At 55.7% G+C, this 14,918-nt stretch carries 7 protein-coding genes; all 7 read right to left on the bottom strand.

The window, feature by feature from the left end:
- Positions 1–73 precede the first annotated feature (73 nt).
- The 7 genes from rpsJ to rpoB all read right to left on the bottom strand — a co-directional run bounded on the left by rpsJ (position 74) and on the right by rpoB (position 13,901).
- Positions 74–391, bottom strand: a complete 318-nt coding sequence (rpsJ, locus tag KRAC_RS15850) for a 30S ribosomal protein S10 (RefSeq protein ID WP_007908597.1) — start codon at positions 389–391, stop codon at positions 74–76.
- Between the two features lie 81 nt (positions 392–472).
- The gene (gene tuf / locus KRAC_RS15855; protein ID WP_007908602.1) at positions 473–1,678 is read right to left on the bottom strand and encodes an elongation factor Tu; all 1,206 of its coding nucleotides are present in this window, start codon (positions 1,676–1,678) and stop codon (positions 473–475) included.
- A gap of 498 nt (positions 1,679–2,176) precedes the next feature.
- Positions 2,177–4,252 carry an elongation factor G gene (fusA, locus tag KRAC_RS15860; protein WP_007908604.1) on the bottom strand — a complete coding sequence of 692 codons (2,076 nt, stop codon included), beginning with the start codon at positions 4,250–4,252 and terminating at the stop codon, positions 2,177–2,179.
- Between the two features lie 9 nt (positions 4,253–4,261).
- Positions 4,262–4,732, bottom strand: a complete 471-nt coding sequence (rpsG, locus tag KRAC_RS15865; RefSeq protein WP_007908611.1) for a 30S ribosomal protein S7 — start codon at positions 4,730–4,732, stop codon at positions 4,262–4,264.
- 689 nt (positions 4,733–5,421) lie between these two features.
- Complete coding sequence (gene rpsL / locus KRAC_RS15870) at positions 5,422–5,871, bottom strand: 30S ribosomal protein S12 (protein ID WP_007908613.1); 450 nt, start codon at positions 5,869–5,871, stop codon at positions 5,422–5,424.
- 100 nt (positions 5,872–5,971) lie between these two features.
- On the bottom strand, positions 5,972–10,324 hold the full coding sequence (gene rpoC / locus KRAC_RS15875; protein ID WP_007908614.1) for a DNA-directed RNA polymerase subunit beta': 4,353 nt from the start codon (positions 10,322–10,324) through the stop codon (positions 5,972–5,974).
- Positions 10,325–10,409: 85 nt separating this feature from the next.
- Positions 10,410–13,901 (bottom strand): DNA-directed RNA polymerase subunit beta, encoded by a 3,492-nt coding sequence (gene rpoB / locus KRAC_RS15880; RefSeq protein WP_007908616.1) that lies wholly within the window; start codon positions 13,899–13,901, stop codon positions 10,410–10,412.
- Positions 13,902–14,918: the final 1,017 nt, after the last annotated feature.

Below are 14,918 nucleotides of genomic sequence, written 5' to 3' on the forward strand. Positions count from 1 at the left end.
AGATGACCTCGCTGCTCACACAGCCTCTGGCAAGTCTTTAAGATGAGTGCTTCGCTTGCCAGATGCTCATAAGCTAGAGCTTGATCTCAATGTCTACGCCTGCGGGCAGATTCAAATGAGTCAGGGCCTCGACAGTCTTGTTGGTATGATCGACGATGTCAATCAAACGCTTGTGCGTGCGAATCTCGAACTGGTCGCGTGCATCCTTATCAATGAAGGGTGAGCGCATAACCGTGTATTTCTCGATTTTCGTAGGCAGTGGCACTGGCCCCGAAACGCGTGCGCCAGTGCGCTGGGCAGCATCCACAATCTGCATCGCAGACTGGTCGAGAATGCGGTGGTCAAACGCCTTCAGGCGAATGCGGATGCGCTGTTTTGATCCCGTAGCCATGAATACTTTTCTCCTGACAGGTTCCCAACAGCCAGAGAGGCTGTTACCAGCCTCTCTTTTGCTATAGGGTTCTCCCTGATCTTATGCAAGAACCTTGGTGCAGATGCCAGCACCGACGGTACGACCGCCTTCGCGAATGGCGAACTTCACGCCCTCTTCCATCGCGACCGGCTGGATCAACTCGACCGTCATCTCAATGTTATCACCAGGCATCACCATCTCCACGCCTTCAGGCAGCTTGATCGATCCCGTCACGTCCGTGGTACGGACGTAGAACTGAGGGCGATAGCCGTTGAAGAATGGCGTATGGCGGCCACCCTCTTCTTTCGAGAGGACGTAGACCTGCGCCAGGAAGTTCTTATGCGGCTTGATCGAACCCGGCTTGGCCAGCACCTGGCCGCGCTCGATGTCCGCACGCTCAATACCACGCAGCAGACAACCAACGTTGTCGCCCGCCTGGCCCTCATCCAGCGTCTTCTGGAACATCTCCACACCCGTGACAACCACGGTGCGGGTCTCTTCCTTCATGCCGATGATCTCAATGTTCTCGCCTACCTTGACGATACCACGCTCGATACGACCCGTAGCCACGGTACCGCGACCCTTAATGCCGAAGACGTCTTCCACTGGCATCAGGAACGGCTTGTCGGTCGCGCGAGGAGGCGTGGGAATGTAGGAGTCCACCGCATCCATCAGCTCCCAGATGCACTTGGCTGCCTCGTCGTTGCGCGAGAGGTCGCCTTTGCTCTCCAGGGCTTTGAGCGCCGAACCGCGGATGATAGGAACATCGTCGCCAGGGAACTGGTACTTCGAGAGCAACTCCCGAACTTCCAGCTCGACCAGCTCAAGCAGTTCCTCGTCTTCCATCATGTCGATTTTGTTGAGGAAGACCACCATCGCGGGAACCTCAACCTGCTGCGCCAGCAGGACGTGCTCGCGCGTCTGAGGCATAGGGCCATCAGGAGCACTCACGACCAGGATCGCGCCATCCATCTGCGCGGCACCGGTGATCATGTTCTTGATGTAGTCAGCGTGACCGGGGCAGTCCACGTGAGCGTAGTGGCGCTTCTCGGTCTGGTACTCCAGGTGCGCGATTGAGATGGTGATACCACGCTCGCGCTCCTCGGGGGCCTTGTCGATCTGGTCGAAGGCGGTATATTTCGCAAGCTGAGCGGAGGCCAGGGTATGGGTGATGGCCGCGGTCAGGGTCGTCTTGCCGTGGTCGATGTGACCAATCGTACCCACGTTAACGTGGGGCTTTGTGCGCTCAAACTTCTGTTTTGCCATGTTTTATCCTCTTAATTTTTTCCATCCCCTACTTTACCGTAGGAGTTTATCTTCTCAGTGCAGACTCATGCCCTGGCCCGGTAGGCCTGTCCCTGAGTTCGGCACCGGGCAGGTCCTTCTACATCCTACCTTTTCCAATCAGGTAGTCTCTCCTTATGCGGAAACCAACGTCACTTCCGTGCCTAGCGCTTCCCCCATTCGGGGACAAGCGCGCTCAGGTTTCCGATAGGTAGTAAGCCAAAACACGCAAAGAAGATTGTACTCTTTTCGAGTCCTTGCTGACAAGTAGATAGGGAGGTTTGGGGGATCATCCCTGACTTTTCCACCACTTATACACCATAAGCCGCGTATGTTCAGTATACGCTGGCAGCTATATGGTCATAACCACGAAGCTACCAACCTCACCCAAAACCTTTTTTCTCAGCCACCCGCCGTTTGCGGCGCATTGCCACCGCAAACGGCGAGCACTTAAACAAATTTGACTACGATCTGCTCAGATTAGCGGCTCGACTTGGCGATAATCTCGTCGGCAATGTTCTTTGGAACGGGATCGTAGTGGGAGAATTCCATCGAGTAGCTGGCACGACCGCTGGACATCGAACGCAGCTCGTTCACGTAGCCGAACATCTCGGACAGGGGAACGTTAGCTTTGACGACGTTCGAGTCAGCACGGGTCTCCATACCAAGAATGGTGCCACGGCGGCGGTTGAGGTCGCCGATGACATCGCCATAGAAGTCCTCAGGTGTGGTGACCTCTACAACCATGATCGGCTCCAACAGCACGGGACCAGCTTTGCGGACACCCTCTTTGACACCCAGCGAACCGGCGATTTTAAAGGCCGACTCACTAGAGTCAACGTCGTGGTAAGAACCATCATACAGAGCAACTTTGACGTCGACGACGGGGAAGCCGGCGATAATACCGTTCTCCAGCGCCTCGCGCACACCCTGCTCGGTCGGCTTGATGTATTCCCTGGGGACGGTACCGCCAACGACCTCGCTGACGAACTCTATACCCTTACCGCGCTCATTTGGCTCAACACGCAGCCAGACGTCACCGTACTGACCGCTACCACCTGTCTGACGGACGTGGCGCCCCTGGGCCTGTGCGGTACGAGTAATCGTCTCGCGATAGGCAACCTGTGGGCGACCAACGTTCGCCTCGACTTTGAACTCGCGGAAGAGGCGGTCCTGAATGATTTCCAGGTGCAGCTCACCCATACCCTTAATAATGGTCTGGCCAGACTCCTGGTCAGTATTAACGCGGAAGGTGGGATCCTCTTCAGCCAGTTTGCCCAGGGCAACACCCATCTTTTCCTGATCGGCACGCGTCTTAGGCTCGATAGCAATCTCGATAACCGGCGTGGGGAAGGAGATCGACTCCAGGATGATCGGCTTGGACGAGTCGGAGAGCGTATCACCTGTGAAGGTGTTGCGCAGACCAACGGCGGCACAGATGTCGCCCGCACGAATCTCATCGATATCCTCGCGGTGGTTGGCATGCATACGCAACAGGCGGCCAACACGCTCGGTCTTGTCCTTCGTCGTATTCTCGACCGAGGCACCCTTCTTCAAGGTACCAGAGTAGACACGAATATAGGAGAGGCGACCAACAAAGGGGTCCGACACGATCTTGAAGACCAGGGCGCTCAGGGGAGCGTTGTCATCAACCTCGCGGGTCTCTTCCTGCTCGGTATCTGGATTGATACCTACTGGTGGCGCGATATCAATTGGCGATGGCAGATAATGCACGACGGCATCGAGCATGGCCTGCACGCCTTTATTCTTGTAGGAGCTACCACAGAGAACAGGCACCAGGGAGTTGGAGATGGTCGCCTTACGCAACGCGACATTCAGCTCCTCTTCGGAGATCTCTTCGCCCTCAAGGAACTTCAGCGTCAGCTCCTCGTCGGTCTCGGCAACGCGCTCAACCATGGTATCACGATGCTGCTGCGCCTCATCCCTCAACGCCTCGGGAATCTCGCTAATCATTGGCGAAGCGCCCTTCTCGTCGGTGAAGGTTACGGATTTCATCGTGATCAGGTCGATAAAGCCCTTGAAGTTGCTCTCGCTGCCGAGAGGAACCTGAATGGGCACAGGAACGGCACTCAGACGCGTTCTGATCATATCAACCGTGCGCCAGAAATCGGCACCCGTGCGGTCCATCTTGTTGACGTAGCAGATACGAGGCACGTTATACTTGTTCGCCTGGCGCCACACGGTCTCAGACTGAGGCTCAACACCCGCGACGGCGTCGAAGACCACCACGCCACCGTCGAGTACGCGCAAGTTGCGCTCGACCTCAGCCGTGAAGTCTACGTGTCCAGGGGTGTCGATGATGTTGAACTGATAATCATTCCAGAAGCACATAGTGGCCGCTGAAGTGATAGTGATACCACGCTCCTGCTCCTGCGGCATCCAGTCCATGGTCGCGCCGCCCTCGTGCACCTCACCAATGCGATGGATACGCCCGGTGTAGTAGAGGATACGCTCTGTGGTGGTCGTCTTACCCGCGTCAATGTGAGCGATGATACCAATATTGCGAATTTTATCGAGTGGGAATTCTCTAGCCATGATGTCTTTTTACCAGCGATAATGAGCGAAAGCCTTGTTGGACTCCGCCATCTTGTGAGTTTCCTCACGCTTTTTAATAGTGGACCCTTGTCCCGCCGCCGCATCCATCAACTCGCTAGCCAGCTTATCCGACATCGACCTGCCGTTTCTTGTGCGAGCAGCACGAATCAACCAGCGCATAGCCAACGCGTTACCACGATCCTTGCGGACTTCCACAGGGACCTGGTAGGTGGAACCACCAACACGACGGGGCTTCACCTCAATACTGGGTGTCGCATTCTTCAATGCCTGATCAAACACCTCAATAGATGGGCGCTTCTGCTTTATTTCAATGGCTTCCAGCGCATCGTAGAGAATACGCTCAGCCAGGCTGCGCTTTCCATCAACCATCATTTTGTTAATGAAGCGAGCCACGTTACGGCTTCTGTATTTTGCATCCGGCACATCGGGCCGTCGCACCACTCTCTTACGTCTTGGCAATTTCTGCCTCCCTTTCAGCCATTCAGATACGAAGCAACCACATTCTAGAATTACTTCGGCCACAGTGGATAGTTTTCACATCCCACTAACCCAAATTCCCTACTGTTGCTGCATCTCTTCGCTCTGAATGCGATGTTGTCCTCTCGTCAAGCCATAGAACCGACGCTCGCGCGTCTAGCGCAAGATATACTACCTATCAGGAAACCCGAGCGCGCTTGTCCCCGAATGGGGGAAGCGCTAGTCACGCTTGCCCCTCCGTATGGGGGGTTGGTTTCCGCATAAGATGATACTTGTGTCTCACAAGAACTCCTCCCCGCTCCGCATTAGCCAGAAGGAGTTTACAGACACCAGAAAAGGCGTCGAGCCTAATGATTAAGGCTATTTCTTGCGTTTCGCCTTAATCTCTCTCTGACGCCTACACGCGGGCGCCTTTCCCTTTTCCCTCACGTCCTTGAGAGGAGACGTTCTGAGAATCATAGCCACGACGAGATAACTCATGCGTCGCACTGGCTATGTACCAGGAGGACACCCGACTATCACCGTAAGTCGCCCCACGGTGACCGTGATAACCACCCCGCTTACTTACGCTATAGCAGGGAGTTGGCGCGAAACTTGATGGCCACTCCAGTTTACCCTGGCCTTCCCATCAAGCCGCGGCTTGCGGGCAATACTGACGCAGCCAGACCAGCTTAGCGTTTCCCCTTCGCTGGTGCTGCTGCCTGTCCGGGCTTCGGACGCTTCGCCCCATACTTTGAGCGACCCTGACGGCGCTTGGAGACGCCATCACTGTCAAGTGTACCACGAACGATATGGTAACGCACACTCGGCAGGTCCTTCACGCGACCACCACGGATCAGGACAACAGAGTGCTCCTGTAGGTTGTGACCTTCACCAGGAATGTATGCGGTGACTTCCATCTGGTTCGAGAGACGAACACGAGCAATCTTACGCATCGCCGAGTTCGGCTTCTTCGGGGTCATGGTACGCACCTGGGTGCATACTCCACGCTTCTGTGGAGATCCGCGCAGACGCGACGTTTTATTCTTTAGCGCGTTGTAGGAATACAGCAGCGCTGGGGCCTTCACTTTTTTCTGCTTTTGTTTGCGGCCCTTTCGGATTAACTGATTGATTGTCGGCAAGGAAAGGTCCTCCCTGTCCCTATAAAAGAATGACTGCAAGCGCGGATAGCAAAGTTGCTACCCGCGACTTTTTATCACATATACGCGGTTGCATATAATATCACTCATTGTTCCCGCTGTCAAGTGTCAGCCCAAGGGTACCACTGGCAAAACCATCCCCCAGGCTCTCACTCGCGCTGCCAGCCACGACTCCAGCAACCACGGGAGTCTGCGTCGCCGCGATGCGCGCGGCCGCCGCCTGCTGGCGTGCGATCTGCTCCTTACGGCGCTGGGCAATGCCTGAACCCGCCGGAATGAGCTTACCAATGATGACGTTCTCTTTCAAACCAACGAGGTGATCGGTCTGTGCCTCAATCGCCGCCTCTGTCAGCACCCTTGTGGTCTCCTGGAAGGAGGCCGCAGCCAGGAAGCTGTCAGTATTGAGCGAGGCCTTGGTGACACCCAACAGCACGGTCGTAGCGGTGGCGGGTTCTCCACCCTCGGCCAGGACACGCGCGTTGGTCTCATCATAATGGAAGCGATCAACCAGGTCGTTTGGCAACATGTCGGTGTCGCCAGAATCCTCTACCTTGATGCGGCGAAGCATCTGGCGGACGATAACTTCAATGTGTTTGTCGTTATTGTACACACCAGTGTTACGGTACACACGCTGCACCTCTTTGACCAGGTACAACTGCACCGCCTCACGTCCCTGGATACGCAGAACATCCTGTGGATCGCGCTGGCCAGAAGTGATAGGCGTGCCCGCCTGAATCTTCTGTCCATGCTCAACGGCGATGCTACGTGCCGCTGGCACTGCATAAGTGCGCTCGTCATGCTCCTCAAAGCGAATCGAGAGCAACCCATTCGCGCCAATGTTGATCGTGCCATCCGTGCGTGCCATGACCGGAACCGGCTCACCGCCCTTTTCCGCAGGCATCAACGCGATCACCTGGTCCTTGACGACCTGGTCCTGGTCGTTGACCAGTACCTTGGTTTTCGCGGGCATGATGTACTCATCAAAGAAGACGTTACTGGCAACCACACGTACGGTACGCTGGTTTGTGTTCTCGTCTTTAATGATCTCGGCAACGCCGTCGATCTCACTGATCTCGGCCTTGTCCTTCGGTACACGCGCCTCGAACAGCTCTTCAACGCGTGGCAGACCCAGCGTGATGTCACCCTGCGCACCTGCGATACCACCAGTGTGGAAGGTACGCATGGTGAGCTGCGTTCCCGGCTCACCAATCGATTGAGCGGCGATGATACCGACCGCTGCACCGATGTTGGCCAGCGCGTTCGCGGCCAGGTCGCGACCATAACACTTGCGGCAGATGCCCCGGCGTGCCAGGCAGTTCAAGACGGAGCGGACACGCACCTTCTTAACGCCCGCGGTCACGATCTCTTCGACCATTTCCTCGGTTATCTCATCGCCAGCTTCCATGTGCTCCAGGCCAGGAATTGACTCGGACAGCACACGACCCAGCAGGCGCGTCCCCAGGTTGTCGAGACCCATTTCCTTGGAGTCCTCATCGGTGATGAGAATACCCTCGGTCGAGCCACAATCTTCCTCGGTGACGATGACATCCTGCGCGACGTCGATCAGGCGACGGGTGAGGTAACCAGATTCCGCGGTACGTAGCGCGGTGTCCGCCAGACCCTTACGCGCGCCGTGGCTACTGATAAAGTACTCCAGCACGCTCAGGCCTTCGCGGAAGTTACCACGAATTGGCACCGGGATAATACGACCCGACGGGCTGGCCATCAGACCACGCATACCGGAGAGCTGACGGATCTGCTGGAACTTCGCTTTGGTCGCGCCAGACTTCGCGATGGTGTAGATGGAGCCGTAGGGGTCCAGCGTCGCTTCAACCATCTTGGTGACTTTATCGGTCACCTCGTTCCAGGTCTCAATCGTCTGCTGGTACTTCTCGTTCTCGGTGATCAGACCGTCGCGATACTGCTCTTCCAGCTCAGCAATTTTGAGATCGGCCTTCGCCATCTCTTCCTGCTTCTCAATCGGCACTTTGACGTCGCTGATGGCGACGGTTGCACCGGCTTTGGTAGCATAGGAGAAACCAAGGCGCTTGACCTCGTCGGCCAGCTCGGTGGTCTTCACACGACCATAGTACTTGAAGCAGTCTGCGATCACCTGGCGCAGATTCTCTTTCTTCATCGCGTAGTTGCGGTAGCGCAAGCGCTCAGGCAACGCCTCGTTGAAGATAAGACGGCCAACGGTGGTCTCAACAAGCTTACCAGCCGCATTCATCGATGGCTTGGCGGGCGGAGGATTGTCATAGACCTCGACATCGCCAATGCGCACTTTGACACGCGCCTGTAGCTCTACAATGCCTTGAGAGTAGGCCAGCAAGGCCTCGGTGGCATCGGTAAAGCGCCGTCCCTCACCCTTCTTGTCAGGGCGATCCTGCGTCAGGTAGAAGCAGCCAAGCACCATATCCTGGCTGGCACCAATCGAAGGCTCGCCATGGGCCGGTGAGAGCAGGTTGCGCGTTGACATCATGAAGCGACGAGCCTCGTCCTGCGCCTTGTCGGACAGGGGCACGTGCACGGCCATCTGGTCACCGTCAAAGTCCGCGTTAAAGGCTGAACAGACGAGCGGGTGCAACTGGATCGCGCTACCCTCAACCAGGACGGCTTCAAAGGCCTGAATACCCAGGCGGTGCAGCGTTGGCGCGCGGTTGAGCAGGACGGGGTGGTTCTTAATCACCTCTTCCAGGACGTCCCAGACCTCGGGTTTGACACGCTCAACAAAGCGCTTGGCACTCTTGATGTTGTGGGCAAAGTTCTGCTCCACAAGCTTACGCATGACGAACGGCTTGAAGAGTTCCAGCGCCATACGCTTGGGCAGGCCACACTGGTGCAGCTTCAAGTCAGGACCAACCACGATAACCGAGCGACCAGAGTAGTCAACGCGCTTACCGAGCAGGTTCTGGCGGAAGCGACCCTGCTTACCCTTGAGCATATCAGAGAGGCTCTTGAGTTTGTGGTTACCCGAGCCAGCCACGGCACGACCACGACGTCCATTATCAATCAGGGCGTCACAGGCCTCTTGCAGCATGCGCTTCTCATTGCGAATAATGATCTCAGGCGCGCCCAGTTCCAGCAGACGCTTGAGACGATTATTGCGGTTGATCACGCGGCGATAGAGGTCGTTCAAGTCGGATGTCGCGAAGCGACCACCATCCAACTGCACCATCGGGCGCAGGTCAGGCGGCAGCACTGGCAACACGGTCAGGATCATCCATTCAGGCGAGGTGCCCGACTTGCGGAAAGCCTCAACAACCTTCAGGCGCTTGGTAGCCTTCTTGCGACGCTGGCCAACCGTCGAAATGATCTCGTGACGCAGGTCTTTAGAGAGCTTCTCCAGGTTGATGGCTGCGATCAGCTCGCGCACGGCCTCCGCACCCATACCAGCACGGAAGACGCTGCCAAAGGACTCTCTGAGTTCGCGATAGCGATTCTCCTGCAACAGGTCAAGCTTTTTGAGACCTTCCAGATCGCGGCGCATGTTGTCAAGGCGTGTGCGGGACTCGCTACGCTCGCGCTCCAGTGTCAACTGTGCGGTATCGATCTGGCCCTGATACTCAAGGCCAAGGCGGTCGGCCTCGCGCTTGCTCTCAGAGAGAGCGGCCTCAATCTCGCGACGCGCCTGCTCGGCGATGGCGTTACGCGATGACTCGGCAACCCGCTCCAGCGTATCCAGGTGCTTGGGCGAAACGGCCTCACCCGAGCGGACGATGACGGAATCGGTGGGCATGTAGATGATATCGTTGTCAGTCGCCTGGTTCATCAGGTCGCGTAGTTCAGAGAGCGTCTCGCTCTCGGCCCGACGCGCGCTATCCAGGTCCTGCTCACGTTTCTCTTCGATGCTCTTACGGTCAAGCGTAGAGAACTGCTGCTCACTATCGCGAATGGCGGTGTCGCGCTTCGACTTGAGGCTATTGACGCGATCAACGACCTTCGTATCAAGGTCCTGGTCGAGCTGCTGCAACTCTTCGTCGATGCGCATCAGCTCGCGCTGACGCCCCTCTTCGTCGATATGTGTGACGACATACAGAGCAAAGTAGAGAATGCGCTCCAGGTTACGTGGTGACAAATCAAGCAGCAGGCCAATGCGGCTTGGCGTGCCCTTGAAGTACCAGATATGGCTGACGGGCGAAGCGAGTTCGATGTGGCCCATGCGCTCGCGGCGAACCTTTGAGCGCGCGACTTCTACGCCACACTTATCGCAAACGATGCCCTTGAAGCGAACTCTTTTATATTTACCACAGTAGCACTCCCAGTCCTTGGTGGGGCCAAAAATGCGTTCGCAGAAAAGGCCATCCTTCTCGGGCTTGAGTGTACGATAGTTGATGGTTTCCGGTTTCGTGACCTCACCATAGCTCCAGCCACGAATCTGCTCAGGGCTGGCAAGGCTGATACGGATAGCGTTAAAATCGTTGACTTCGAGCATGCTACCTCCTGGGGTAAGGGCAGTGTATGCGCGTGAGCATCCTCTGGGCGCGGCTACAAACACGCATACACGGTCGCACTCCCTACTACTGGTCTCCTTCGAAACCGGACAGATTAATACCCAGTTCCGGCATCACATCATTCGAGGTGTCTTCCACAAATTGTATCTTCTGCTCGTCCTCGTTCAGCACCTCAACGTTGATACCGAGGCTTTGCAATTCTTTGACCAACACCTTAAAGGATTCAGGCACGCCAGGCTCCATAATGTTTTCGCCCTTGACGATGGCCTCATACGTTTTCACGCGACCCACAACGTCGTCCGACTTGACGGTCAGGATCTCTTGCAGGATATTTGCCGCGCCGTAGGCCTCAAGCGCCCATACCTCCATCTCACCGAAGCGCTGTCCACCGAACTGCGCCTTACCACCCAGCGGCTGCTGCGTGATCAAGCTGTATGGTCCAGTTGAACGGGCGTGTACCTTGTCTTCGACGAGGTGGGCCAGTTTGAGCATATAGGTATAGCCAACAGTGATCGGGTGATCGAATGGCTCACCGGTACGCCCATCATAGAGCTGAACCTTACCTGACTCAGGCAGGCCCGCGCGCCGCAACATCTCTTCGATGTCTTCCTCGGTCGCGCCGTCAAAGACCGGGGTCGCGATCTTGAAGCCAAGAACGCTGGCAGCCCAGCCCAGGTGCGTCTCCATGATCTGGCCGATATTCATACGGTGAGGCACACCCAGCGGGTTCAGGATGATATCCACTGGTGAACCATCGGGAAGGAAAGGCATATCCTCAATTGGCAGCACGCGCGAGATAACGCCCTTATTTCCGTGACGTCCAGCCATCTTGTCGCCAGCACCGATCTTACGCTTCTGCGCGATACTGACGCGGACCAGCTGGTTGACGCCTGGCGAGAGTTCATCGCCCGCCTCGCGGGAGAAGACCTTGACCTCGACAACCTTACCGCGCTCACCATGAGGCACACGCAGTGAGGTGTCTTTGACTTCACGAGCCTTTTCACCAAAGATGGCGCGCAGCAGCTTCTCTTCAGCGGTCAGTTCCGTCTCGCCCTTTGGCGTGATCTTACCGACCAGGATATCCTGTGGGCCAACCTCGGCGCCCACATAGATGATGCCACGCTCATCCAGGTTGCGCAGACCTTCTTCACCCACGTTCGGAATGTCGCGTGTGATCTCTTCGGGACCAAGCTTGGTATCGCGGGCATCCACCTCGTACTTCTCGATGTGGATTGAGGTGAAGAGATCCTCACGCACGATGCGCTCACTAATCAGGATGGCGTCCTCGAAGTTGCCACCCTCCCAGCTCATAAAGGCCACCAGAATGTTCTGACCCAGAGCCAGTTCGCCCAGCTCTGTTGAGGAGCTATCGGCAACCACCTGGCCCTTGGTGACATAGTCGCCCTTCTTAACAATAGGGCGCTGGTTAATGCAGGTACCATTGTTGGAGCGCACAAACTTACGTAAGGCGTGCGAGTAGAGCTGACCATGCTGGTCCATGATCTCGATCTTGCGCGAGGTAGAGGAGACAACCTCACCAGTCGTCTGAGCCACAATAACCTGGCCCGAGTCGACGGCCACCTGGCGCTCGATGCCCGTACCACAAATGGGCGACTGCGGTCGCAGCAGAGGCACGGCCTGGCGCTGCATGTTCGCGCCCATCAGCGCGCGGTTCACGTCGTCATGCTCCAGGAAGGGGATCAGCGCGGTCGCGACACTCACCGTCTGGCGCGGCGAGACATCCATGTAATCAATACTCTCCGAGGGAACCTCGGTAAACTCACCCTGATAGCGAGCCAGCACGCGTGCGTCAGCAAACTCGTTGTTATCGGTCAGCACAGCATTCGCCTGGGCGATATAGAAGTTCTCTTCGTCATCGGCGGTCTGATAATCAACCTCATCGGTGACAAATGGCTTGATGCTCAAAGGCGTATCGCCCAGGAAGGCCAGCTTCTCAAAGAGCTCCTCATCCACGCGCACCGGATTGTTGCGCTTGAGCAGCACCTCGCCGTCCTCTGTAACGATATCTTCGCGACGACCGTAATAGCCACGCAACTCACGGCCAAGCAAGCGCCCATCAGTTGCCGCCAGGCGCTTAATCACATGACGATAGGGCGTCTCAATGAAGCCATAGGGGTTAATCTGGCCATAGGTCGCCAGGTTACCAATCAGGCCAATGTTTGGACCTTCAGGGGTCTCGATCGGGCAAATGCGGCCATAGTGCGACTCGTGTACGTCACGTACATCAAAGCCTGCGCGGTCGCGAGAGAGACCACCGGGACCCAGGGCCGAGAGACGGCGCTTGTGACCGATCTCCGCCAGGGCATTGACCTGGTCCATAAACTGCGACAGCTGGCTGCCGCCGAAGAACTCTTTCATCGCGGCCACGACAGGGCGGATATTGATAAGCGCGTTCGGGGTGGCCTGTCCAGGCTCCTGAATGCTCATACGCTCTTTCACCACGCGCTCCATACGTAGCAGACCAACGCGGAACTGGCTCTGAATCAGCTCACCCACGCAACGCACGCGGCGGTTGCCCAGGTGGTCGATATCATCCTTGCGTCCACGCCCATTGTTGAGCGAGACCAGGCGCCGGATAATCGCCACCAGGTCGTCCTGCGTCAGGATGCGCTGGCTCTGCGGAATCGAGAGGTCCAGCTTGCGGTTCAACTTATAGCGACCAACGTTGCCCAGATCGTAACGGCGTGGATTGAAGAAGAGGTTCTTGACCAGGGAGCGCGCGTTGTCCAGAGTGGCGGGATCGCCAGGGCGTAGCTTCTTGTACAGCTCCAGGAGGGCCTCCTCCTCCTTCTTCACGGGATCGCGGTCCAGGGTCGCCTGGATATAGCGGATGACCGGGTCGTTATCTACCCCGGCGAAGGCATCGAGAATGCCCTGGTCGGTCGAGAGGTCCAGGTCCTCCACATGCCAGTGCTCTTTGGCTAGGCGAGAAATGGCACGCAACAGGGTCGTTATAGGTAGCTTACGTTTGCGGTCGATCTTTACTGTGAGTAGGTTTTTATTGCTGGTCTCAAACTCCAGCCAGGCGCCACGCCCAGGAATCAACTTTGCGGCAAAGAGTTTTTTACCAGTCGTCGCATCCTCGTCCACCGTGAAGTAGACGCCGGGGGAACGCACCAACTGACTCACCACAACGCGCTCGGCACCATTGATAATGAAGGTACCAGCCTTTGTCATCAACGGGAAGTCACCCATAAAGATGTCCTTCTCGATGATTTCACCTGTCTCTTTATTAATCAGGCGAGCCTTCACATTGAGAGGTGCGGCATGGGTCGCGTCACGGTCGCGGCACTCATCCTCGTCATACTTTGGCTTGCCAAAGGGTTCAGGAGGGACAATAAATTCCAGGCTGAGGTTTTTGCCGGTAAAGTCTTCAATAGGAGAAATTTCTTCGAAAAGTTCGCGGAGACCTTCCTTCTTGAACCATTCAAAGGAGTCGAGCTGAATCTGAATTAGGCCAGGCATAGGCCGTATGTCCGGGATACGTCCAAAAGAGACGCGCTCTGGGAGTGCAACGGCCTTCGTGCTTACTGCCATATGTGGTATTCTCCTCTCACCTAGTTCGCCCATAGAGGATCATGAGGGACATGCGGGAGCATGCCACTCACAGAATGCACCAGAGGCCCACACCACTCGCCGCATACACAACCGTTTGTCAACGTTGTATAATACATAAGCGTATTACATGTATGCATAGCATAGAGGCACGGGATGGAGACATTCTCAAAGAGTAACGGGAAACGGAAAAAAAATCTAGATAATTGCGAAATGTTATCTATTAGTACCTAGAGTGACCTGTGTTGTGAAACGGTCAACGACAAGAAAAGTAACCGCTCACCAATTCAATAAGCGGTTACTCCTACTCGCATTGAAACTTAACAATCTCTCCTGCCTTGCGCCCACACATCATCACCCCCAACAGGATATTCTCTTGGCATGCTTTACAAACTTTGTTTTCAACGAAGAGCCAGGAACAGCAGAAAACTCACACCACCCCCCGCTCAACACAATCAAACACAAATCCATGCTGCATACTGACATCGATGTCGGTCTTCTGCTGTGGATAAAAGTATTGTTTGTGGTATCTACGCTCACTTGGGGAGATGATGTGTTTGTCCGTTCTTTGCTCGCTTGTTAGTCAATCTTGTTAGCCAGCCTTATTAATCTTTCATGTATCTTCTCATCAGCAGCTATTGGAAATATCGCTGCTTTTAGTATACTACACTGGCAAGAGGTAAGTATACTACTTCCACCTACACATGTCAATACTCTGGTCTGTATTTTCTTCGCCTGCTAGTAAAGCGACTAACCAGCACGTTTTCCCATCATTATATCTACAATAGTAAACATCGGCCAGCCATCATTTATTCCACAAGTCAGAAAATTGCCCCTCGCTGCTAAAGAACGCGTCTACATATCATGGTACGGCGCATCTCGCGCCATGATATGTAAGCGCGTGCTTATGCTCTTTAACCAAATAATATGGTAATTGCAATCGCAATCATTGGCATATTAATTAGTTAAACAGCTTTAGCAGCGCGGCCCCCGCAGACA

The sequence above is a fragment of the Ktedonobacter racemifer DSM 44963 genome (assembly GCF_000178855.1).
Lineage (GTDB): Bacteria > Chloroflexota > Ktedonobacteria > Ktedonobacterales > Ktedonobacteraceae > Ktedonobacter > Ktedonobacter racemifer.

Coding starts and splice junctions, on each gene's coding strand:
- rpsJ (WP_007908597.1), bottom strand. CDS start 391: ATGGCTACGGGATCAAAACAGCGCATCCGCATTCGCCTGAAGGCGTTT.
- tuf (WP_007908602.1), bottom strand. CDS start 1,678: ATGGCAAAACAGAAGTTTGAGCGCACAAAGCCCCACGTTAACGTGGGT.
- fusA (WP_007908604.1), bottom strand. CDS start 4,252: ATGGCTAGAGAATTCCCACTCGATAAAATTCGCAATATTGGTATCATC.
- rpoC (WP_007908614.1), bottom strand. CDS start 10,324: ATGCTCGAAGTCAACGATTTTAACGCTATCCGTATCAGCCTTGCCAGC.
- rpoB (WP_007908616.1), bottom strand. CDS start 13,901: ATGGCAGTAAGCACGAAGGCCGTTGCACTCCCAGAGCGCGTCTCTTTT.